We start from the raw sequence: 23,490 nt of genomic DNA, 5'->3' as shown, positions 1-23,490 counted from the left end.
CTTACTTACTTACTTACTTACAACTTACTTTACTTACTTACTCTAATTGCATAGAGAACATATCTTTGTCGATCTTCATCAACTTCAAATGAGGTTTTTTCCCACTCCTCATTGCCTAACATAAAATAATTGCATTGGGCCAGCAGAGCAAGATCAGATAATGAATTAAATTCTAAATTAGTTATAATAGGATATTCTGACGCATATTCACTAAATTCCCGGATCTCAAGAGCAATATAACCTAAACTCACCTTAGATGGAGAACTCTTCAACAAAGGTTTTTCGTCTTGTGTCAATTTCACATAGATTATATATAATGGTGCTTCAATTGCATTTGATGTTTTTTCGTACACAACTCCATCTTTTACTAAATAGTCAGCAAGAAAACGAACCATGACTTCATCTTTTGGAATTGCTTTAAAATGATAAAGTGCAGGATAGTTTTTTTCCTCATCTAAAATACGATACTCAAGTTGTTCCATAAAGTCTAACCCCCTACTTAGATCACGCCACTTAAAAGCCAATTTATTATATCATCAATTATCACTTGATCCTCTTGGTCAACATCGATTCCTCTAATCGCGTTTACTATTAAGTCTATTTGCAAAGGTAACTTTAGGAGTGTTAAAGCAATCCTGTCGATTAAATGGCTATTCATTGCATCTGAATATATTTTAGCATCATCGATTAATCCATTTGACAATCTTAAACCCAGCTCTATTCCACCCCAAAGAAAACGTTTTGAAAGAACAATATCAAAGTTAGGTGTTTTACCGTATAGCCAATCCCATGATGAGTATTTATTATATAGATTTTCAAGAGGAAATGTTGTATCGCTAACTATTATAGGAGGTTCAGAAACTTTGCCGTAAAGCTCTTGGAAACTTTTCATTAGAGCAGTTTTCATTGACTCAATGGATATTTCCGAACTAAATAGGTTTAAATTCCCTACTCTGGCCTGAACCGAGTCAACTCCCTTAGATACTATCTTTTCTTTTGATACTTGAAGGTAAGCAGCGAGTTTGGTTACGTCAACGTCAATCAAAATTGTTCCGTGATGATATGCTTTATCTCGTTCAAAGTAAAAAGCATTTCCAGAGAACTTGCGCCCTTCTACCGTCAAGTCATTACGTCCTGTGAATTGAGCATTAATATTAAATGTCCTTACAGCTTCTAAAATTACTCTTAATTGCTTTTCTAAATCATATTTGGTTCTGTCCATAATGAAGGTGAAGTTAAGATTTCCTAAGTCATGATAGACCGCACCTCCGCCTGATAAACGACGAGCTAACTTTCCGCCAGCTTGTTCCAATTCATTGCAACGGCATTCTTTCCAAGCATTCTGGTTTCTTCCAATGACTACAGTATTCTGGTTTTGCCAAAGATATAAAATTACTTGATTATGCTTAATCTCTCTGAATAAATACTCTTCTAAAGCTAGATTATGCCAAGGGTCGAAAGACGTTGAGCTAACGATCTTAGTTTCATACTCAAGGTATTCCAGTTTAAACACTCCCATCAAATATGATCTCATTCTACATTTTGCTCTAGAACTCCTGCAATTAGTCAGTTAAATTTACCAGACTAGGTTAAATGAGAGTGCTTATGGATTTTTACAGTGTTAAACTTATTTGTTAACTAGGTTTTCTTTTCTTTTGTGGATTCATTTTAAGGTTGCTGTCCAATTAATAGTAGTATGCAGCAATACCCTAAACAAGAAATAAGTCGATCACGTATAGTGATCGACTTATATAACTTAATTTAAGCTATGAAAACAAATAGCTTATACGCAACCAGTTGGTTTTGGAAGTCCAGCAATTTTACAAGCGCCTTTTCCAGGGCCAGCTGGGAACAGTTCATAAATTTTCTTTTGGTCGTAGCCTGTGTCTTTAACCATTTTACGAACCATTGGAGCAACACCGAATTGATCAAAATAACCTCTGAGATAGTTGATCATTGCCCAGTGTTCTTCTGTAAGCTCTGGTACTTCCTCTGTGACAGCAAGTGCTTTAGCTACATCTTCATTCCATACTGCAAAATCCTCAAGAAAACCGTCTTCGTCCAGTTCAACAGTTGCATCTCCTACTACTAGTTGAGCCATAATTAATATTCCTCCTTATGTGTGTTTATAAAATTGATACTGTTTGAGTGGAGAGGTAAATTCAAAGAAGTATAGTATATACCCTGAATTGCTCCCATTCTATCTCAAACTGGTACCAAAAGAGCATCAATTAAACTAATTTGCCTTCTCTTCTCTAACTGAGATTGCAACCTTGTATAATATTGTGACAAGGAGCATCCCGATTGCGTAGACTGCTAAGGTCACCAAAATCTCATTAAGAGTCGGTGCGTATTCAATAACTCTCTCAAAAGAATTGGGTACAAATCCAGCTACAATTAAAATCATACCTTTATCAATCCAGTTTGCAATAATGATTGATAGCAAACCGATAATTAAGGTTGCTTTATTCATACGTGTACTTGGGAATACAAGCATGGCAATTCCCAAAAAGGCTAAAACTACTGCAGTCCACATAATTGGAACCAGACTGTAGTGACCGTCCATACCAAAGAATATATACCTTAAAGGTGCACTATATTCAGGGATATTGCTATAGAATGCTGTGAAAAGCTCTAGGATATAGAAGAACACATTGGCAATCATAGCATATCTAACGATCTTTACCAGAGATTGGATTGCGCCAACACCCGGATCTGGATCAAATTTACTGACCTTCTTAACGATAAAGCAGAGAAGAATCAAGATTGCAGGACCTGCCGCGAAGGCTGAGGCAAGGAAGCGTGCTGCCATAATAGCCGACAGCCAAAGATGCCTGCCTGGCAAACCAGCGTATAGGAAAGCTGTGACAGTATGAATACTAACAGCCCAAGGAATTGACAGATAGATAATAGGTTTAACCCATTTTGGTGATGGAGCGCCTTTACGTTCAGCACCAAGTGTCGTCCAGCCAACCACTAGGTTTATGAGAAGATAACCGCATAGGACTATCATATCATAAAACATAACCGAATTGGGACTTGGATGAAGAATTACGTTCATAATACGCATAGGCTGTCCTAAGTCGACAACAATAAACAGCATACACATGATAACAGCCGGAATTGCTAAAAACTCTCCAAGGATAACCATTTTGCCAAACTTTTTAAAGTCATGCAGGTAATAAGGTAAGACAAGCATAACCGCAGAAGCAGCAACCCCAACCAAGAAAGTAAACTGAGCAATGTATAATCCCCAGGATACATCCCTGCTCATTCCTGTAACACCTAAACCGTTGTTAAACTGGTTCATATAGGCTACGAACCCTACGGCGATAATCCCTAATAGTAGTGTAACCCAAATCCAATATCTTTTACTACCGGATAGCGCTTTCTCAAGCATGTTCGCCACCTCCTACTAGGTAGTAAACACTCGGCTGAGTTCCCAGTTCTGGCTTACGTCGAATTGTAAGCTTTGAGCCAACAATTTTACGCACTTCTGAATTTGGGTCATCCAAATCTCCGAATATTAATCCCCCATTGGACTTTTCCACACATGCAGGCATGAGTCCATCTGCAAGTCGTTCGTAGCAGAAATTACATTTTTCTACAACACCTGGTGTTCTTGTTGGATATTCTGTGGAAACTTCTTCAATGAATGGTCTCGGATCTTTGAAGTTAAAACTTCTAGCTCCAAACGGACAAGCTGCCATACAGAATCGGCATCCAATACATCGATGAAAGTCCATTGCAACAATACCGTCGGGTCTTTGGAATGTGGCCTGTGTGGGACACGCTCTGACGCAAGGAGGGTTATCACAGTGATTACATGTTACCAGAAAAGGACTATGCATCACATGCTCATCCAAATATTCATTATGCCCGCCAGCAAAGGTATGATGATAATCATCTTTCCAAATCCATTTGATCTCATCTTTGGTATTAGGAAACTTAGGGACATTATGCAACTTGTGACAGGCTTCTATAACCTTTTCGAAGTCAGCCTCTGATTTGAATTTACTCATATCAACGACCATAGCCCATCGTTTAGCCGGCATATCCTTAGGAGCCTTTGCATATCCAGAAGCCGCAGCATCTTTCTTGCGGTAACCTGTGATTACAAGTGAACTTCCTAGTCCCAATGCAGTGACCATACCCGCTCTTCTTAGAAATTGTCGTCTATTGATGCTCATTTCGCTGCCTCCTTTGGCTCAAAATGGCAACTCCAACATTTCGGCTCTACAGCAGAATAATCGTGACAGGAGGCGCAAAATTCAGGTGATTCGTTGATCGCTGGGTTGCTGACTCCAGTTGTCGTTGTAGCAGGGTTACTCAAAACTACTGCGTTCGAAGCCGATCCAGTTGCATGACATTTTAGGCACGTGTCTTGAAGACTTATTTGAAACTCTGTTCCTTGACTGTTGGTATAGACAGTCTGGCCATTCCGTACAGCTTCCTCTCTCCATTGATTGAGGAGTTTCATATGATTGGCCCGCATAAATTCCGGTGACTCAACACATTGTTTATCGGATAGTTGCTGGATAGCAGGGGTTTCAAGGGCTACATCCGGTCCAGCATTGACTTTCCCCATATTGTAGAAGAATGGGATGGTGAAAAGTGCCGCAAAGATAATGAGTGAAGCAATAATTTTTCCGCCTTTATACATTACTCATTACCTCCTTTTCCCGGCAAATCTTCAAAGCGAAGGTTGGTAGTTCTTTCTTTCTCGCCTTTCATGACGAGTGCATTAGCAACTAATTCTGTAACACCAGTTACTCCTACCCCGGGATTCCAGTAATCCATTAGTGCAGGTAGGGCAGCCCTGTCCACCGCGCAAACATTGGCCAGCATGTTAACTCCATGTTTCTCTTTAACATACTTAACAGCATTTGCTCTCGGGAAACCGCCTCTCATACGCTGTTCCATATTTTCAGAAGCGTTTAATCCGGATCCGCTTCCACAGCAGAATGTCTTCTCGCGAATTGTATTTTCAGGCATCTCATAGAAATTATTGCATACAGCTTTAATAATTTCACGAGGTTCTTCCAGCATTCCCATACCCCTCGATGGATTACAGGAATCATGGAAGGTCACCTTCAGATGGTCGTTGCGAGTTGGGTCAAGATTCAGCTTTTTGTGCTTAATCAAGTCAGCTGTAAACTCGGAAATATGGATCATTTTAGTTGATTTGGCATTTTCAAAAACAGTACCAGTTATTGGCGAAACCGGCACTTCAAGGAAGTCTGCTGGGCCATGCCAGGTGTCCATATATTGGTTCAAGACCCTCCACATATGACCGCATTCTCCGCCGATGATGTATTTAACGCCTAATCGTTTAGCTTCCGCGTAGATCTTGTAATTAAGTCTCTTCGCAGTTTCGTTAGAAGTGAAGAAACCGAAGTTTCCACCCTCAGAAGCGTAGGTGCTCCAAGTGTAATCAAGCCCCAACTCATGGAATAACATGAGATATCCCATACAGGTGTAGACCCCCGGTTCGCCTAAAAGATCCCCTGAAGGAGTGACGAACATAATCTCGGCACCTTTTCTGTTGAAGGTTGGATTCACCCTAATCCCGGTAATATCCTCAATATCATCAACCATGGACTCAATGTTGCCTGTAATTGCATGGGGTTCTAAGCCAAGGTGATTACCTTTCATATAACAGGCTGCCGCAGGCCCTGCAATCCAGTCAATATTTAAGCCAACTAAATTAAGAAGTTCCCGACCAATAATCGTTACTTCTGCTTGGTCAATACCATAAGGACAGAAGACCGAGCAACGACGACATTCTGTACATTGGAAAAAGTATGACCACCATTCCTTTAAGACGTCCATATTAAGTTCTCTGGCACCAGCTAGACGCCCGAGAAACTTTCCGGACTTTGTAAAGTACTTTTTGTAGACTGATCTTAGCAATTCTGCTCTAAGGACAGGCATGTTCTTGGGGTCACCAGTCGCGATATAGAAATGACATTTATCGGCACAGGCACCACATCTAACACAAATATCCATAAAAATCTTGAAAGAGCGATACTTACTAAGTCTTTCTGCAATCCCATCTAGGATAGTAGATTCCCATCCCTCAGGTATTTTCCAGTCCTCGTCGGCTGGCGACCATTGTCTTGGGTTAGGTAGGCCTAGTGTCAACAAGTCTTTTTCTTTTGCTCCCCAACAGTAGGTACCCGGTTTGAATTCAACAGGCGTATCCATCCAATCTGTCGCCGGAGTTTTAAAATCTATCTGAGATAATTCTCCCGGCTTAGGAAGTTTAACTTTCGGTGCCATCCACGATCACTCCTTTTCTACCGGTAAACCAGCTTTTTTCATCTTATCTCTGAATTCATCTTCATAGTGTTCATAGGTATGAACCTCAACATCGTAATTCCATGGATTAATGTGTCTTACCATACGACTATTGTTCATCATATTACGGGTTGGGCTCATGAAAATACCACCCATATGCATCAGCTTACTCATGGGGAAATAAGCAAAGAGTATACTGACCAGGAATATATGGATGAAAAACATCGGTCCAATGTCTGTTGGCAGAACCGGTTGGAAAGTAGCTAATCCTATTGCTAATTCTTTAACAGCCACCAGGTCAACCTTAAAGAAGTAGCGCATTAGAATACCGGTACCGGCGATGCTCATAATCATAAAGAGCGGGAAAAAATCAGCAGGAAGTGAAATATATCTAACCTGTGGAACAACAAGTCTTCTGAAGAATAAAAAGGTGACTGCGATGAGAATAAAAACATCTGTCAAGTAGATTGCAGGCAACCCGATTTGTAACATCCCATCAACATTCTCAAAAGCTTGAACCAGAAAAGGAACAGGCTCCAGAAAGAACCTAAGATGTCTAACAATAATTATCAGGAATGACCAGTGGAAAAACAAACTTCCTAACCAAAGCCACTTTGCTGAGCCGTAGGAAAGTTCAGGGCCGTTTTTCCCCTCTCTTAATTCTGTCTTAGTATTACGGAATAACGAACGGAATAAGAAGACTTCCATAGCCATTCTAACAATAACACCAAAAGCACTTGACGGATTCTCAATCTTATTTTGCTTAATCCAAGGTAGTGATTTTTGTTGTCCAATTGTTGTAGGAATTCGGAAGGGAACCGGTGACCGCCCCCACTTTACGACTCGGTAAATGAACCCACCTACAAACATGATGAAGGCTAGATAAGGAATGATAATACCAAAGACATAGTGTAAATTTGCAATGCTCGCCCCAATACTGGCCACTATAATGAGTACAATGACTGTGATGAAAGAATACAAGACTTTCACTCTACGACCTCCTTCCTTTATTTTTGGTCTTTGTGTTCAAATTCCTGAACAGGGATCTCGGACATTAGGTTGGCTTTCTTTAGCAGGGTAAAGGTCATCCGCTTTAGTTCGTCTGTCCTTAGTTCATAGATCTGCTCACGACACTTTACATATATATCAAAGGCAGTGAGGGCCAGATCATCAATTTTCGACTCAAACTCTAATAACGCAAGATCGATCTGACTCTGCCCAATATCCTTACCCAGCGCTTCTCGAACAATAGTTTTGAGTTGGAAGATAAACGCCATGGCTTTAGAGGGAGAAAAATCTTGTATTGCCCTAACCTTAATTATATCTTCGAGAAAAGAAATGCTTTCAGAAAAATCCTCTCCCTTGACGAGCACTTCTAAGATGCCGTCAATCCCAGTTGAAAAGGTGTAACCAATTGGATTTGCAAACCTATCTTGCTGGTTCATTAAAAAACCCGATTTATCATTGGGATAGGATGCTAATATTACCTCTAGCCAACGTTTCGAGATGTCGGACTTCTTTTCCTTTAAGAATTCATTAAATTTTATGTCCAAAATAAAGATCACTCCTTGTTGTAGCACCGTTTATTGTCTTTGTAACACAATTTTAGTCGATGTTGAGTATGATTCGCTTCAACATCGACCTGTCCCTGAGAACGTTTTCACATAGTTAAAGTCCCAGCTATCCCTCTTAAGCTACTAACCTTGATATTTAAAATATGGTGTCCCCTCCCTGTAGAGCAAGTCTCCAACGATTCATCCAAAAGGAGTGAGTGACGGAAATATAATGTTATTTGTTCCTATAATCACTATCAGTCTAAGGAATTTTACTAGGCTTGTAAAATTCTTATTTCCTATTGATCAATTAGATAATCGTATTGCGATCATTAACAAGAAAGAGCTACGAACTATTATAGCTCTTTCTTATTAATCTAGACAATCCCTATTTTAAATTCTATCCTAAAGCACGCTCTAATATTTCATTTAGTCGATTAACCATGCTGCGAGGGTCAACGATTAGACCTGCAGCAATTTGAGCGTTTTCGAATATTTGTTCAGCAGCAGTTTGGGCAAAAGCATCTCCATTTCTACGAGCATTATCCAGTCGTTTAATCATGGGGTGCGCAGCGTTAATCTCTAAAACGCTTGGCCCTACTTTATTAAGATCTTTATTAACTAACTGCATCATCCGCTGCATACTGTTCGTCCCAAATGGACTGAACACTACTGCCGGGCTATCGACCAATCGTTTAGATTCCCGTACTTCAGTCACTTTATCTCCGAGTACTTCTTTTAGCCAACTAGTTAAGGCTAAAACATCTTCTTCTGAGAGTGCATCCGCACTTCTTTCCTGCTGAATCTGATCCCCTAAATCCAATTCAGCTTCATCGGCAGAAATAAGTTTCTTACCCTCATATTCTCTAATTGAGCCAAAGATATAGTCGTCAATTGCTGCGTAGGTATATAATACTTCAAATCCCTTGTCTCTAAATGCTTCTAAATAAGGGCCTGACTCGATGACTTCACGTGAAGGACCATTGACATAATAGATTGCAGATTGTTCTTCTTTCATACGACCAATATAATCAGCCAAAGATACTAGTTCCCCAGCTTTTGTGCTTGATGACTCAAAGCGCAATAGTTTAACCAGTTCTTTTTGGTGAGTAAAATCATTCGCTGCCCCTTCTTTAATAAAGAAATTAAACTTCTCCCAAAACTCTTTGAACCTCTCCGGTTCCGATGTTGCCTGGCTATCGAGAAATTTAAGAAAGCGGCTAGTAACCACTTTGTTTAATTTGCTTATTAAGGCACTGTCTTGCATAGTTTCCCTTGAGATATTCAGGGGCAATTCTTCACTATCTATTACCCCTTTCAAAAACCGCAGCCATTCAGGTAAAACCAGGGGCGACTTTTCCTGGATAAGAACTTTTTTGCAATAAAGACTGACTCCCGGCTCAGTACGTCCAAAGCCAAACTGTTCGAAGTTTTCTTTAGGAACAAATAATAAAGTGTTAATATTCAGAGGAGCATCTGACGAAAAATGGAGACGCAAAAGTGGTTCATCGTAAGCATTAGCAATGAATTTATAAAATTCGTTATAGTCGTTGTCTGATATCTCATTTTTATTTTTAGTCCAAAGGGCATCAACTGTATTTACTTTTTGTCCATTGACCAGAATTGGGTATGGTACAAAACTAGAGTATTGCTTAATGACTCTTTGAACGGTTTCTTCCTTGGCAAATTCGTAGGCATCTTCTTTTAAATAGAGAACCATCTTTGTTCCTCGAACATGATCCTCTCCTTCAGTAATTGTATAACTCCCAACGCCGTCAGACTCCCAAATAAAGGTTTCCCCATTCAGGTGATAAGAGCGAGTTGTAATGGTCACTTTTTCCGCTACCATGAAGGCTGAATAAAAACCTACGCCGAATTGACCAATTAAATTAAGATCCTTATTATCCCCTTTATCGGTTAAATGTTTAATAAATTCTTTGGAGCCGGAATGGGCAATAGTTCCTAAATTCCCAACCAACTCTTCCTTGGTCATTCCAATACCAGTATCGGTAATGGTAAGTGTATGTGAATTATCATCTGTGTCAATGTGGACTTCTAAGGCCGTGTCTTGGTCTTTAACCTCCGACCCTGTTAATTGCGTATAACGCAGTTTCTCCATGGCATCAGCTGCATTAGATATCAGCTCTCTCAAGAAAATTTCACGATCTGTATAAAGGGAATGAATAACAATGTCTAACAATTGCCTAATCTCTGTTTGAAATTCCTTAGTTTCTATTGCCGTGCTCATTGTTTACCTCCATGAATTTGAAATAAGTAGGGCGAGCCTCTACCTCATAGTTTAATCAAAATTTGGCAAAAGTGCAAAGTCTTTTTGCTATTTATTGACGCAAAAACATGCAAAAACGTCAAAGTCCTAGAGATTGCAATTATCTAGGCATTGCTTTAGACAATCTTCAAAGTGACGGTCATTATCCGACGTTCTCTTTTTAGGCCCTTTAGTTCTGCCCCCGCTTCTACGAAATTTTGCCTTCGCCTCTCGTTCCTCAAGCAAAAATTCAATTGTCGCCGGATTAAACTCTTTGCCTATGGGATTTAAACACTTAACTCCTTTTCCCAATAGCATTGCAGCTAGACCCCAATCCTGTGTCACAGCGATATCTCCTGCTTGGGCCAGATTTATTACTCGGATATCCGCTTCTTGCGAAGAGTTTCCTACAACTATATGATGATCCGAGACAATATTATGGTTAAAACTTGCTACAGTCCAAACAGGTATAGCACGATCACTGGCTAACCTGATGCAAATCTGTAAGACTGACTTGGGACAGGCGTCCGCATCTACAATTATTTTCATACCCTCACTTCTCTCAGTCGACTAAACATTAACAGATCGTGATTCCTTTTCGATGTTTTTTATTATGGTTATTTCTCTTTCAAACCGCCCTCAGTCTGAATCACCTTGTTTTCTTTCAGTAGCTTACCTACAGCCCGTTTAAAGGCGGCTTTACTCATGTTCAATCGGCTCTGGATTTCTATGGGGCTGCTTTTGTCATTTAGGGCCAAGAATCCATCATGATCCTTTATTCCCTGCAGAATCTTCACTGTATCCGATTCCATTTGAATATGTTTAAGTTCTCTAGGAGATAAATCAAGTTTACCATCCTCTCGAACCCGGATTACTCTCGCTTCAACTTGATCCCCTTCTTTTAGCTCTATAAAACACTCATTAAGAGGAATCAGTCCCATGTATATATTATCTACCGCAACAAAAACCCCGATCTCGGGGTTCACAGAGTAAACTGTGCCGACAACTTTATCATTCTTTTGATAGGGTGAATCGGGGTTCAAATACTCGTATATTTCAGTTGTAGCACTTAATCTTTGACTTTTGTCTAAGTAAACTTTTACCAAATAGCTTTTACCTTCCTCGATAGGGTATTTCTGTTCACGAAATGGCAAAAGCAAGTCTCTTTCCAGTCCCCAATTTAAGAAGGCACCAATTTTTGTTTTGGCATTAACCCTAAGATAGGCTAAATCCCCTAACTTAGCCAATGGCTTTCGAGTTGTGGCAATTAATCGCTCTTCAGAGTCGCGATAAACAAAAACCTCCAGTTCATCACCTTCTTTAGCCCCCTCCGGCAATTGTTTGATCGGCAGCAGGATATTATCGTGACGAATGCCGGTACCTGCATCTAAATATGCTCCAAAGGATGTAAAGTTTGCAATCTTAAGTTTATAATATTTCCCAATTTCAATCATTGTTTGCTTCCCTTCCAATGCTAATATAGTACACCTTTCAATAATGCACCATCTATTCCCTACCCATTATAACGAAAGGGTATCTCTGGTGCAAAAAATCATTAATAAATTTCCTGGGTTTATCTTGGGTTTATCTTGGGTTTATCTCGGGTTTATCCTAGGTTTGTATCTGTTGTTAAGTCTCAATGTAATTGCCTCACTTATTTGAGAAGTTTTCACGGCTATTTTTTAATTTTAAATACCTTCCTTTTGCTGTGTTAATATAATCATTTCTATAGAATATACCCAGAAAATACTAAACATAAAAGGGACTAGCCTAGCTAATCCCCAAAAACATTACAGTTCAATCTATTTTCCCCTCAAAATTCAGTTAAAAGAAGTTCGAGCTATCATTCTGTTCGTGACAGTTTGGACGACAATATTGACACCCTTCAGTGCAACATGGACCAAATAAACTCGGAGTATACTGATGCACTTTGAGCTCTTCATCATTGGCTAAGGTATTAGATGATGAAACCGTATCATTCTGATGAGCCAAGGCTTCTTCTCGTTGAGTTTTCATAGACTCGAATCTCCTTTTTCCTGAATTTCTACATTTTACTTATAATTGATCGAACCTCACATTTTTATACTATCCTATTCATATTATATAAATAAATTCATAATTTTTCAAATATTTTATTTTCTTAACCATCGGTTAATGGCAAATTTATTTGTTTCACGATTCAAATCTGCCAAGCTGGTTGTCAGGGGTATCTCCTTAGGACAGGCACGTACACAGTTTTGAGAATTGCCACAATCTGCGATTCCCCCCTCATTAAGCAAAGCTGACAACCTCTCATGTTTATTCATTTCTCCAGTAGGATGAGCATTAAATAGTCGGACTTGTGAAATAGCTGATGGACCAATAAATTTTGAACGGGGGTTTACTTGAGGGCAGGCCTCCATGCAACATCCGCAAGTCATACATTTGGACAATTCGTAGGCCCACTGTCTTTTAACTTCAGCCATTCTTGGACCCGAACCCAAATTGTAGGTTCCATCAATTGGTATCCAAGCATGAACAGTCTTTAGGTGGTCAAACATGATTTGCCGATCAATCATCAAGTCGCGCACAATAGGGAATTTTGTTAACGGCTCAAGGACAATTGGCTGTTCAAGTTGGTCAATCAAAGCTGAACATGCCTGCTTTCCTTGACCATTAATATTCATTGTACAGGCACCGCACACTTCCTCTAGGCAGTTACATTCCCAGACCACAGGAGTCGTTTTCACCCCCGATGCAGTAATAGGATTTTTCTGTATCTCCATTAAGCAAGAAATAACATTTAGCTTTTCTCGATAAGGTATTTCAAACTCTTCCCAACGGAAGGGCTTATTCGGTCCGTCTTGGCGGCGAATTTTCAATCGGATTGTTTTTTGCTCAGACATCTTATACCCCTCCTATTTGTCAACGTCATAGCGACGAGCACGTAATGGAATTAATGACACGTCAACAGCTTCGTAACTCAGTTCCGGGCCTCTCGGCGTCCAAGTTGCTATGGTAGTTTTTAACCAATTCTGGTCATCACGTTCCGGGTAATCCGGCTTATAATGAGCGCCTCTGCTTTCGTTACGATTTAAGGCTCCCAACGTAATTACTCTGGCTAGTTCCAACATGTTCCATAGTTGACGAATAAACGTCCCTTCTTGGGTCCCCCATTCAACATTGTCACTTCTACCGATATTACGCCAGCGCTTCATCAGATCTTGAATTGTCAGATCAGTTTCTGCTAACTTATCGTTATAGCGCACGACTGTGACGTTTTGAGTCATAATATCTCCGAGCTCTTTGTGAATAAGAAATGGGTTTTCTGATCCTTTCATAGCTAATATACTTGCCCACTGATCATCTTGGCGTTTCTTTTCATTTAAAAATGCCTGTTCATTGCCACTGGGAGACAACCTTTTAGTTTTCTTTATATACTCCATAGCCTTCGGGCCGGCAACCATCCCCCCATAAATAGCAGAGAGCAGCGAATTTGCTCCTAAACGATTTGCCCCATGGTACTGATATTCACATTCCCCAGCTGCAAAAAGCCCCGGAATATTTGTCATTTGATCATAGTCCACCCATAGTCCACCCATAGAGTAGTGTACTGCCGGAAAAATTCTCATAGGAACCTTTTTAGGATCATCTCCTACGAACTTTTCATAGATCTCTAGGATTCCTCCTAATTTTATCTGCAGTATGTTTGGATCAATGTGCGAAAGGTCTAAATAAACCATGTTTTCACCATTGATACCTAGTCCTTTGTCAAAAACCACCTCATAAATTGCACGAGTTGCAATATCTCTCGGAACTAGGTTTCCATAGGCCGGATACATTTCCTCTAAGAAATACCAAGGTTTCCCATCTTTATATGTCCATACCCGTCCACCTTCTCCTCGGGCTGACTCAGACATTAGTCTAAGCTTATCATCTCCAGGAATAGCGGTAGGGTGAATTTGGATAAACTCGCCGTTAGCGTATTTTGCCCCTTGTTGATATAAAGCTGACACTGCACTTCCTGTACAAATTGTAGAATTTGTACTTTTACCAAATACTGCCCCCGGCCCCCCGGTAGCTACGATTACAGCGTCTGCCGGAAAGGACTTAACACTCATATCACGGAGATTTTGCGCAACGATTCCCTGACACACGCCATCATTAATTACTACAGAGAGCAATTCCCAATGTTCGTATTTTTGAACTAAGCCTTCTACTTCATAGCGTCGAACTTGCTCATCAAGTGCATAAAGCAGCTGTTGACCGGTAGTAGCCCCTGCAAAAGCAGTTCGACAAAACTTTGTTCCTCCAAAACGACGAAAATCCAGAAGTCCTTCGGAGGTTCGGCTAAACATGACTCCCATCCTATCCATTAAATGAATAATTCCCGGTGCCTCATCACACATAGCCTTTACCGGAGGTTGATTAGCTAGAAAATCTCCTCCGTAGATAGAATCGTCAAAGTGATTCCAGGTTGAATCCCCTTCTCCTTTAGTATTAACAGCTCCGTTAATTCCCCCTTGGGCACAAACAGAGTGTGATCGCTTGACAGGTACTAGTGAAAACAGGTCAACCTGTGTACCCGCTTCAGCCATTTTAATCGTAGCCATAAGTCCCGCCAGTCCGCCTCCAACAACGATGACTTTGCTCATCAACTAACCCTCCACTCCCTATAAGTCTATTTGCTGCTGTTATAACGCAGTCATCATTTCAAAAATGCAAAGATATCAGCCATACCTATCACGGACATGAGTACAAATATAACTCCTAATGTATATAACCATACTCTCTGAGAATGGGGTCCTACGGTTAATCCCCAAGTAATTGCAAAAGCCCATAAACCATTGGTAAAATGAAAGACTGCCAACAAGACGCCTAAAACATAAAAGCTTAATCCCAGAGGTTGACTCATAAATTCGGAAAGATTAGCAAAATTCGCCTCACCAAACCGCAAAAGGTAGACATGGGTAATGACAAAGACGAAGGTGTAAAGCCCCGAAATCCTCTGAATTAGATAGAACCAATTCCTCGCATATTTATAACGCAAAACATTGGTCTGACCAGTATAAACCACCCATGTACCATAAATTGCATGGGCTGCAATAGGTATAAATATGACAATCAACTCGACAATAAAAATTCCCGGGAAACTTTGCATTGTATTAATGACCAAATCATACTGTTTCGCCCCCCTCAGAGCTGTTAGATTAAGGAACAGATGAAACGTTAGAAAAAATCCTATAGGCACCAAACCCAATAATGAATGAACCCTTCGAATCAAAAAGTGATGATTAGACACCTGTGCTATACTCATTAACTCAATCCTCTCTTCCAAATCTAAATTTTTACATATGCCTCTACTTATGCACCGAATCTTAAATCTACCCTCCATTTATGGTATTGCTAAAACACTAGCGTATCTTTATAGATAGCAATCTCTATGCCAATGTATTAGAATTGATTAACTTTTCTGATTTTTCTTTTAAAAAAATTTTACTCCCTTGTGTCGTCTAGTATTCAACCTAAAGGTAATTTGGGGGTTTTATCCTTTACCTAGAATTAAATATTTATATGACTCCTTTATTATACATATCAATTTATAATTTCTAGAACTTAGAAGTTCTCCCCTTCTAATAATTGGAACTTATCTTATTCCTGATCAATTTCTTTCTGTATCAACCCATTGTCTTAAGTTTGTTATAGAGTGTTGCAAGAGAGATCCCTAAAGCTTTAGCAGCTTGCTTCTTCCCTTCTACTGCATTCCCATACCGTTCTATGGCCATATTTATAAGGTGCTTCTCCATTTGCTCAATAGGCATAATCTCCTCCGTTATCTGCCCATGATGTATGGTTTGCGGAAACTCTACAAGATTGAGAAATTGTTTGTGGGTGATTATTTCTTCATCAACTGTTACCATTGCCCTTTCCATGACATTCTGCAGTTCGCGAATATTACCCGGCCATTCATATTGCATTAACAATTCTTCTGCTTTAGTAGTTAATCCCTTGACATGTTTTCCAAATTTCCGATTAAACTTGGCTATAAGAGAATGCACATATGCCGGAATGTCTTCCTTGTGATTTCGGAGTGACGGCAAGCTTAATTCAACAACATTGAGTCGGTAAAAGAGATCTTCTCGAAAATCTCCTTGCTTGGCCAATTGTAGTAAATTTCGGTTTGTAGCTGCAATGACTCGTACATCCACTTTAATTGTCTGTGACCCTCCAACTCTTTCAAACTCCATTTCTTGTAACACTCTTAATAACTTAGCTTGCAAATGAAGGTTCATATCTCCAATCTCATCTAAGAAGATAGTGCCTCCATTTGCCAACTCCATCTTGCCAAGTTTAGCTTTTAAAGCCCCCGTAAATGCGCCCTTTTCATGTCCAAAAAACTCACTTTCGAGAAGAGTCTCCGGGATAGCAGCACAGTTGACCTTAATAAATGGCTTATCAAGGCGTAGGCTTGAGGCGTGAATCGCATGTGCAAATAGCTCTTTTCCTGTACCTGATTCCCCGGTAATGAGTATTGTCGAATTGCTTTTAGCTGCCTTGCGAGCCAAATCCAAAGCACTTTCAAATTCCGGGTGGCTTCCTATTATGTCATCAAAGGTGTATGAACTGGTGGATATCTGATTAATTCGGGTCTGTAATTCGTCAATGACTCGGTTTGAGGCCCTTAATTGCTCCATTAACTTGTAAATATCCGTCAAAGGTTGAAAAACTACAACAGCACCTTCCATTTTTCCTTCAACGACAATAGGAGATGCATTAGCTACAACCTCTACATCAGCACCTCCAACAACTGCACGATGGGCAAATACGGCTTCATGAGTTCGAAGTGAACGGGCAAGAGCGCCGTTTGGAGAAACCTCAAAAATATTATTGCCTATTCGCTGCCCGGCAGGAATTGCCGTCACGCGACTAAATGATGGATTAACGTATTTGATATTTCCATCGATACTGGCTACTTCAATAGCTTCCTGGACAGAGTTCAGTATGGCATCAAGTTCCCCTTTTAAACGTTTAATATCCGCCAGCTTCTCTTTCTCTTCAATAAGGTGCATCATCAGATTTGCTCCCTGAGCTTCTATTACTACGCAGGATTTTTCTTTATAACGGTTTATTTGTTTCCGAACATACTCAAGTCCAGTTGCTTCGATAATTACGTCCAAATTTGTGATTTTGAATAAATCATCCAGGGATGAAAGAGTTTCCACTCTATCCAATCTAGCAAGCTGCATACCCTGGGCAGTTTCAGAACAATCACATACGACAGCTATCTCAATGTGTTCTATGCTACGTAACGTTTTATAAATGGATGCCCCCCCCTGGCCCATCCCAACAATACCTACTTTTACTTTAAGAGCCATAAGTTTTCCTCCCATATTAACGATACATCTAAATGCTATATCCTTAAAAACAATTCGCTCTCGATCTAGTTACTCCTGCCATAATTCTTTTTATTTTTTAGAATTTTTAAATAATTGTAAATAGGGGTTGCCAAAAGCAAATCAGCCCCAGAGGCTTTAATAAGCGTCCTCTCGGGCTGATTTTTTGTGCAGATCATTTTCCAAAGCTGTTTAGCAACAGCCTCTTGCCTTATTAACTTTATAGATAAAAAACTAATAGGTAGATCGAAGAAATAACGATAGACAAAAGCATCAGGGGTAGAGCCAATTTCATAAACGGTATAAATTTAATGGGAATACCATTCTTTTCAGCTAACCCTGCAACAATGACATTGGCAGATGCCCCAATCAGGGTTCCATTACCTCCTAAACAGGCCCCTAACGACAATGCCCACCACAGCGGCTCAAGTCCCTCCTGAGATATTCCACCTAAATTGCCCATTTGGTGGATCAAGGGAATCATCGTTGCTGTAAAAGGTATATTATCAACAAAAGCGGATGCAATGGCCGACAGCCATAAAATCAGCATGGCAGTAAGTTTAAAATCACCCTCAGTTACATTAAATGCCCATTGAGCTAAGCTATTAATCCATCCCGTTTCTACTAAACCTCCAACTAGGATAAAGAGACCAATAAAGAAGAAAATCGTGGGCCACTCTACGCTTAGCAAAACTTCTTCCGGTTCTTCTTTAGTTATAAACATCAGTAGTGCCGCCCCAGTTAGAGCTACCGTTGCAGATTCCATGTGCAGGGATTGATGTGAAATGAATCCGAACAATATTAAAAACAGAATGACCAAGCACTTCTTTAACAGTCCATAATCTTTAATTTGATCAATTGGATTTAACTCAATCAAACTCTTTTTGAGATCCTCATTGACATTAAGCTTTCGTTTGTACAATAGATAAAAAACACCCATTGTTGCAACGAAAATCACTAAAACCACCGGAACTAGATTGACGGCAAAATCTACAAAGCCAAGATGTGTCTGACTGCCAATCATAATATTAGGTGGATCTCCGATTAGAGTTGATGTTCCACCAATATTACTGGCAAAGATTTGGCTGACAAGAAAAGGCATAGGGTTTAGATTCAATTTATCGCAAATTGTAAAGGTTATCGGTACAATCAATAAGACGGTGGTTACATTGTCTAACAATGCTGATAATAAAGCTGTAACTGAAGCCAAAGCGATTAATATCCGTATAGGTTCTCCCTTGGCAAACCGAACTGCCAGTAAACCAAGGTACTGGAAAACCCCGGTTCTCCTAGTGATTCCTACTACTATCATCATCCCAACCAGTAAACCCAAGGTATTCCAATCAATATGTTCGATGGCATTTTCCTGAGCTAAGACTCCCGCGGCTACTAGAATCATACCCCCAAGTAGAGCGACAACCGTACGATGAACCTTCTCTGAAATAATTAATGCATAAGTCAGACAAAAAATGATTAAGGCGAGGGTAGCATGCATTGTGATTTAATACTTCCTTTCTATACTTTTAACTATTGTATGTAGGAATACTAATTCTGAATTAGCATCCAATACTGTACTGATTTTAACACAATTGATTTTGTTTTGTTAAATAAATCCGATTTTGCCAATATAATAATTGGCAATAGTGAAAAGACTTATTATTTATTCCCCGCCGAATATTTGAACCAAACAAAATAATGTCTGGAAATGCTTGCGAACCCATAGTAAGTTAAAACAGTTTTATAATTAATTATCAAAGCCTTATTTCTAACCTCTTTAAAGGCTCAAAATAAGGCTTTTGTACTTTTGTAGTTTATAGCTAATTCATTAATACCCGGGGAATATAGAGTGATAGATTTGGGAAAATCACGAACAAAAACATAGCCGCTATCATCAAGATAATAAAAGGAACTACACCTCGAACTACTTCTCCTAAAGGTTCCTTGGACATTGAACTAACAACAAATAAATTTAAGCCTACAGGCGGAGTAATCATTGCTAATTCCATATTTACTGTCATGACAATTGCAAAGTGGATTGGGTCAATGCCTAATTGCTTAATAATTGGCAGCAAGATAGGTAGTGTTATTAGTATAACAGATACAGCTTCTAAGAAAGTTCCCATTACGAAGAATACAAGTTGGGTAACCATAAAGAACAAGAAAATGTTTAAATTGGCCTCTCTTATCCAATCCGCAACTTGATTGGGTATTTGATTATTGGTTAAATAGAGTGCGAATACTAAGGCTGCAGCAATAATTAAAAAGATCATTGAGGAGGTATTGATTGTCTCTCGTAATATCCCTCGAATGTCTTTAATGTGCAATTCTCGATAAATGAAGATTGAAACTACAAGGGTATAGAAGACAGCAACCACCGCCGCTTCTGTAGGAGTACATATACCAGTGTAAATACTTCCTAAAATAACCACCGGCAGAAGGGCGGCAGGTATTGCTTTTAGGGAAGCTTTCCAGCGTTCCGACCAGGAATATTTTCTTCCATGTCCATAGTTGTTTTTCTTAGCATAAATTATTGCTGAAAGAACCAAGATACTGCCTAACATTAATCCTGGAACTACTCCAGCCATAAACAGCTTGCCAATTGATTCATCTGCCGTAACACCATAAACGATCAGCGGAATGCTTGGCGGAATTAAAATCCCCAGAGTTCCGGCGGCAGCAATTAATCCCATAGCATAACGTTTCGGATAGCCACCCTCCACCATTGCGGGAAGCATTATTGCTCCAATCGCCGCTGCCGTTGCCGGACTTGATCCTGAGATGGCTGCAAAAATCATACAAGCCAAAATTGTGACGACGGATAAGCCGCCAGGCAAATGTCCGATCCAGGATCTAAGACTTTCGATTAGATATTTAGATACCCCTCCCCGGGACATCAATACTCCGGCTAGGATATAGCCTGGTATTGCCATTAACGTCGCTGAGTTCAGCCCTGCAAACATCCGTTGTGGGATCATCATTAAATTAAACGTCTCCGTTGTGACAATAAGCGCTATTGTGGACATTGCTAAACTAATTGCTATCGGAACGTTCAGCAAAAAGAAAACTACAAAGAGGGTAAATAGCAGCGCAACTAGCATAAAATCACATCCTTTCCGCCACTTTACTTACCTTATAGGTATGACTTACGGCTTCATAAAGTTTGATTACGAACCGAAACGTCAAAAGCGCTCCAGTCAGCGGAAGTATACTGTAAACAATATACAGAGGAATACCAACGTCTGTAGAAACTTGCCCTGTTTTGTAGGTAAATGCGACGAGCTGATAGCCATAATACCCAACGAAAATGCTAAACACGGTTCCTACTGTATGAGCAAAGAGAGTAACATAACGCTGTACCCATTTCGGCAAGACATTATATAACATATCTACCTTGATATGATGATCATTACGCAAGGCCACACTTGTACCGATCAATGTCCCCCAGATAATCATATATTGTGAAATCTCATCTACCCATGAACGAGCATCATTAAACACATAGCGCATAATTACTCCATAAAAGATCATGGCAACACCGATTGAGAGCAGCCCTCCGGAAACCATATCCTCAACGAATTCATAAACTTGCCAAAACTTTTTCATTCCTTTCACCTCTAATCTAAAACATCACACCTAAGAATGTTTCTGATAGAAAAGGGTTCTTGCCCTGAAGAACCCTTGCCCATTTATACTTATGACTATTTCTTCCCTGCCTTAATAGCTGCATCTATTAACTCTTTGCTCAGGACACTTTCAAATTGTGCGTACACCGGCTTCATTGTTTCTTGGAAAACTCCTAATTGAGCGGGAGTTAACTCTGTAAATTGGATCTTTCCACTTTTCTTTAAATTATCCATACTCTTTTTATCCAAAAGTTCAGCTTGCTCTACAGAAAATTTGGTTGCTTCTGCCATAGAATCATCTAAAGCTTTACGGATATCAGGTGCCAATCCAGACCAGAAATCCTTATTTACAATGATCATGTAATCAAGCCGACCATGATTAGAAACCGTTAGATATTTTTGGATTTCCTGATATTTTTGAGTGTCTATATTGTTATAGGTATTTTCTTGGCCATCAACAGTTCCTTGTTGCAGGGCCGCATAAGTTTCTCCGAAAGCGATGGTCGCCGAACCCGCTCCTAAGGCTTTAAATTGAGCTTCCAGAACCTTGCCTGCTTGAGTTCTAAACTTAAGCCCTTTAAAATCTTCAGGAGTCACTAATGGACGTTTGTTATTGGTGAACTGTTTAAAACCGTTTGGCCAGACCGCTAAGCCTTGAAGATTGTATTTATCCAAAGAATTCATTAGACCTTTCATCTCATCTGAAGCAAAGAACTTATAGACAGCTTCATTATTGGGGAATAAGAAGGGAAGATCCGTATACTGAAATTTGGGATTTAAGCCAACTAATTTAGTTACTGAAGGAGCAATGATTTGTACATTCCCCGATTGAGCAGCCTCGAGTTCCTCCTTGTCTCCATAGAGTTGAGAAGAAGGGTATACTTCAACAATTACCTTTCCATTCGTTTTCTGTTCAGCTAATTCCTTGAATTTCAAGGCAGCTTGACCTTTTGGTGTATCAGGGGTGACAACATGAGCAAATTTAACAATGATTGGTTTTACCTCTTTCTCAGTAGTTGCAGCTGGTTTCCCTCCGCACCCCACTAAAGAAAGGGTTAAGATAAGCAAACTACTAATCGCTAGGATTGGTTTTTTTCTAAACATTCTTTTCTCCCCCTCAAATTTATTATCATAAACAAGATGTTCGCTCCCAGTTTCTGTTTCCCGCCTCACCTCCTAAAATCCCTACTTGATCTCCTGCCCTTCGTTCCATTTCTTGACCTCGTTCAGAAATTCAGAACCATTTTCCTTTTCAAATTTGGTATAAGCAAAACGAAATTGGCCTTGCCATTTTCTTCTTTCTTCTTCATCTAAAGAATAAATACTCACTGAATTTAGTTTTTTAATTTCCTCCAGTTGTTGTTTATTTAATTCTCTAGCTATATCTCTTTCCCAAAATGTCACTTCTTCCATGGTATTCTCAATTAACTCCCGGGCATTGTCGGGCAATTGATTCCAGAACTCCAAATTTATAATTACTGCATATCCCAGAAACCCATGTTGGCTAAGGGTCAAATACTTTTGCACTTGACTAAATTTTTTAGTATAAATATTAGAAATAGTATTTTCTTGACCTTCTACCTGACCTTCATTTAAAGCGTCATAAACATCATTAAAGGGAAGAAATATCGCTTTAGCTTCAAAATAGTTGAACTGCTCTTGCAATATCCCAGGGGACATAACCCTAAACTTTAATCCTTTAAAATCACTCGGTTGGATAATCGGATGCTTGTTATTCGTTAGATGTTTAAAGCCGTTATCCCACATTGCTAAGCCGTACAGGTTTTTCTCTTTTAACTGTTCCATTAACCTTTTTCCCAGGGAACCATCCATAATTTGATGAACCCCTTCCAGATCAGAGAATAAGTACGGAAGATCCCAAATCTGCCACTGGGGAAACAATTGGGAAACCTTAGACGTGGCCGGAGCAATCATTTGCACATCTCCCCGTCTTATTGCTTCAAATTCTTCCCCATCTTTAAACAATTGAGAATCCGGGAAAATCTGAACTTCTATTGAGCCCTTTGATCGTTCAGAAATAAGTCGCGCAAAACGAATTGCCGCCAGTCCTTTAGGGGTGTTTTCCTCAACAACATGCGAAAACTTAATAATTATTTTTTCTTCCTTGTTAACTTGTTGCTTATCTACAATTCTGTTTCCACAACCGGATAGGCTAAGCGAAAGAATTATTACTAAGTAAACCCAGATGCTCCTTAACATAGAGTGGCCCCTCTTTTATTAATTTGAATAGTTTAATATTATATTATTTTCTGATTATTCACAATATTTTTGATCCTTTTGATGTTAATGGTCTTATTGGTCAGTAAATAAAAAAAAATTGTACCTAAGGTACAATTCAGACCGTAGACAAAAAG

22 protein-coding genes are annotated in these 23,490 nt (G+C 39.6%); all 22 read right to left on the bottom strand.

The genetic code is table 11. The features are described from left to right. Positions 1-29: 29 nt before the first annotated feature. Positions 30-482: a hypothetical protein gene (locus DP73_RS20945; protein ID WP_034602309.1), complete on the bottom strand. Its 453-nt coding sequence runs from the start codon at positions 480-482 to the stop codon at positions 30-32. A 17-nt stretch (positions 483-499) separates the two neighbouring features. Beyond that, the gene (locus DP73_RS20940; protein WP_034602308.1) at positions 500-1,519 is read right to left on the bottom strand and encodes a lipoate--protein ligase; all 1,020 of its coding nucleotides are present in this window, start codon (positions 1,517-1,519) and stop codon (positions 500-502) included. A gap of 264 nt (positions 1,520-1,783) precedes the next feature. Then, the gene (locus DP73_RS20935) at positions 1,784-2,101 is read right to left on the bottom strand and encodes a TusE/DsrC/DsvC family sulfur relay protein (protein ID WP_034602307.1); all 318 of its coding nucleotides are present in this window, start codon (positions 2,099-2,101) and stop codon (positions 1,784-1,786) included. 135 nt (positions 2,102-2,236) lie between these two features. Next, entirely contained in the window at positions 2,237-3,400 is a 1,164-nt protein-coding gene (gene dsrP, locus DP73_RS20930; protein ID WP_034602306.1) for a sulfate reduction electron transfer complex DsrMKJOP subunit DsrP, read from the bottom strand. Beyond that, a complete protein-coding gene (gene dsrO, locus DP73_RS20925) occupies positions 3,393-4,190 on the bottom strand; it encodes a sulfate reduction electron transfer complex DsrMKJOP subunit DsrO (RefSeq protein ID WP_034602305.1) in 798 nt (265 codons plus the stop codon). Before dsrO ends, dsrP begins: the two co-directional genes overlap by 8 nt. Next, positions 4,187-4,663, bottom strand: a complete 477-nt coding sequence (dsrJ, locus tag DP73_RS20920; protein WP_034602304.1) for a sulfate reduction electron transfer complex DsrMKJOP subunit DsrJ — start codon at positions 4,661-4,663, stop codon at positions 4,187-4,189. The genes dsrO and dsrJ overlap by 4 nt, the downstream gene beginning before the upstream one ends. Continuing rightward, a complete protein-coding gene (gene dsrK, locus DP73_RS20915; RefSeq protein ID WP_034602303.1) occupies positions 4,663-6,282 on the bottom strand; it encodes a sulfate reduction electron transfer complex DsrMKJOP subunit DsrK in 1,620 nt (539 codons plus the stop codon). Before dsrK ends, dsrJ begins: the two co-directional genes overlap by 1 nt. A gap of 6 nt (positions 6,283-6,288) precedes the next feature. After that, positions 6,289-7,290 carry a sulfate reduction electron transfer complex DsrMKJOP subunit DsrM gene (gene dsrM / locus DP73_RS20910; RefSeq protein WP_034602301.1) on the bottom strand — a complete coding sequence of 334 codons (1,002 nt, stop codon included), beginning with the start codon at positions 7,288-7,290 and terminating at the stop codon, positions 6,289-6,291. 17 nt (positions 7,291-7,307) lie between these two features. Then, positions 7,308-7,853: an RsbRD N-terminal domain-containing protein gene (locus DP73_RS20905; RefSeq protein WP_034602300.1), complete on the bottom strand. Its 546-nt coding sequence runs from the start codon at positions 7,851-7,853 to the stop codon at positions 7,308-7,310. Between the two features lie 400 nt (positions 7,854-8,253). Beyond that, entirely contained in the window at positions 8,254-10,101 is a 1,848-nt protein-coding gene (gene htpG / locus DP73_RS20900; RefSeq protein ID WP_034602299.1) for a molecular chaperone HtpG, read from the bottom strand. Between the two features lie 126 nt (positions 10,102-10,227). After that, on the bottom strand, positions 10,228-10,668 hold the full coding sequence (locus DP73_RS20895) for a DUF188 domain-containing protein (protein ID WP_034602298.1): 441 nt from the start codon (positions 10,666-10,668) through the stop codon (positions 10,228-10,230). A 68-nt stretch (positions 10,669-10,736) separates the two neighbouring features. Further along, positions 10,737-11,573 carry a S1-like domain-containing RNA-binding protein gene (locus DP73_RS20890; protein ID WP_034602297.1) on the bottom strand — a complete coding sequence of 279 codons (837 nt, stop codon included), beginning with the start codon at positions 11,571-11,573 and terminating at the stop codon, positions 10,737-10,739. A 370-nt stretch (positions 11,574-11,943) separates the two neighbouring features. Continuing rightward, positions 11,944-12,135: a hypothetical protein gene (locus tag DP73_RS20885; RefSeq protein WP_034602296.1), complete on the bottom strand. Its 192-nt coding sequence runs from the start codon at positions 12,133-12,135 to the stop codon at positions 11,944-11,946. Between the two features lie 116 nt (positions 12,136-12,251). After that, complete coding sequence (gene sdhB / locus DP73_RS20880) at positions 12,252-13,004, bottom strand: succinate dehydrogenase iron-sulfur subunit (protein ID WP_034602295.1); 753 nt, start codon at positions 13,002-13,004, stop codon at positions 12,252-12,254. 12 nt (positions 13,005-13,016) lie between these two features. Beyond that, positions 13,017-14,753: a succinate dehydrogenase flavoprotein subunit gene (gene sdhA / locus DP73_RS20875; protein WP_034602294.1), complete on the bottom strand. Its 1,737-nt coding sequence runs from the start codon at positions 14,751-14,753 to the stop codon at positions 13,017-13,019. A 53-nt stretch (positions 14,754-14,806) separates the two neighbouring features. Then, positions 14,807-15,415, bottom strand: a complete 609-nt coding sequence (locus DP73_RS20870; protein ID WP_034602293.1) for a succinate dehydrogenase cytochrome b558 subunit — start codon at positions 15,413-15,415, stop codon at positions 14,807-14,809. 361 nt (positions 15,416-15,776) lie between these two features. Next, a complete protein-coding gene (locus DP73_RS20865) occupies positions 15,777-17,474 on the bottom strand; it encodes a sigma 54-interacting transcriptional regulator (RefSeq protein ID WP_034602292.1) in 1,698 nt (565 codons plus the stop codon). Between the two features lie 238 nt (positions 17,475-17,712). Then, entirely contained in the window at positions 17,713-18,987 is a 1,275-nt protein-coding gene (locus DP73_RS20860; protein ID WP_034602291.1) for an ArsB/NhaD family transporter, read from the bottom strand. A 322-nt stretch (positions 18,988-19,309) separates the two neighbouring features. Further along, positions 19,310-20,590, bottom strand: coding sequence for a TRAP transporter large permease subunit (locus DP73_RS20855; RefSeq protein WP_034602289.1), 1,281 nt, complete (start codon positions 20,588-20,590; stop codon positions 19,310-19,312). Between the two features lie 4 nt (positions 20,591-20,594). Then, the gene (locus tag DP73_RS20850) at positions 20,595-21,095 is read right to left on the bottom strand and encodes a TRAP transporter small permease (protein ID WP_034602288.1); all 501 of its coding nucleotides are present in this window, start codon (positions 21,093-21,095) and stop codon (positions 20,595-20,597) included. 95 nt (positions 21,096-21,190) lie between these two features. Next, positions 21,191-22,219: a DctP family TRAP transporter solute-binding subunit gene (locus tag DP73_RS20845; protein ID WP_034602286.1), complete on the bottom strand. Its 1,029-nt coding sequence runs from the start codon at positions 22,217-22,219 to the stop codon at positions 21,191-21,193. 81 nt (positions 22,220-22,300) lie between these two features. Beyond that, positions 22,301-23,335 carry a DctP family TRAP transporter solute-binding subunit gene (locus DP73_RS20840; protein WP_034602285.1) on the bottom strand — a complete coding sequence of 345 codons (1,035 nt, stop codon included), beginning with the start codon at positions 23,333-23,335 and terminating at the stop codon, positions 22,301-22,303. Positions 23,336-23,490 lie beyond the last annotated feature (155 nt).

The sequence above is a fragment of the Desulfosporosinus sp. HMP52 genome (assembly GCF_000765145.1).
In the GTDB taxonomy this organism is placed as follows: Bacteria; Bacillota; Desulfitobacteriia; order Desulfitobacteriales; family Desulfitobacteriaceae; genus Desulfosporosinus.
This window is presented reverse-complemented; position numbering and strand designations above follow the sequence as displayed.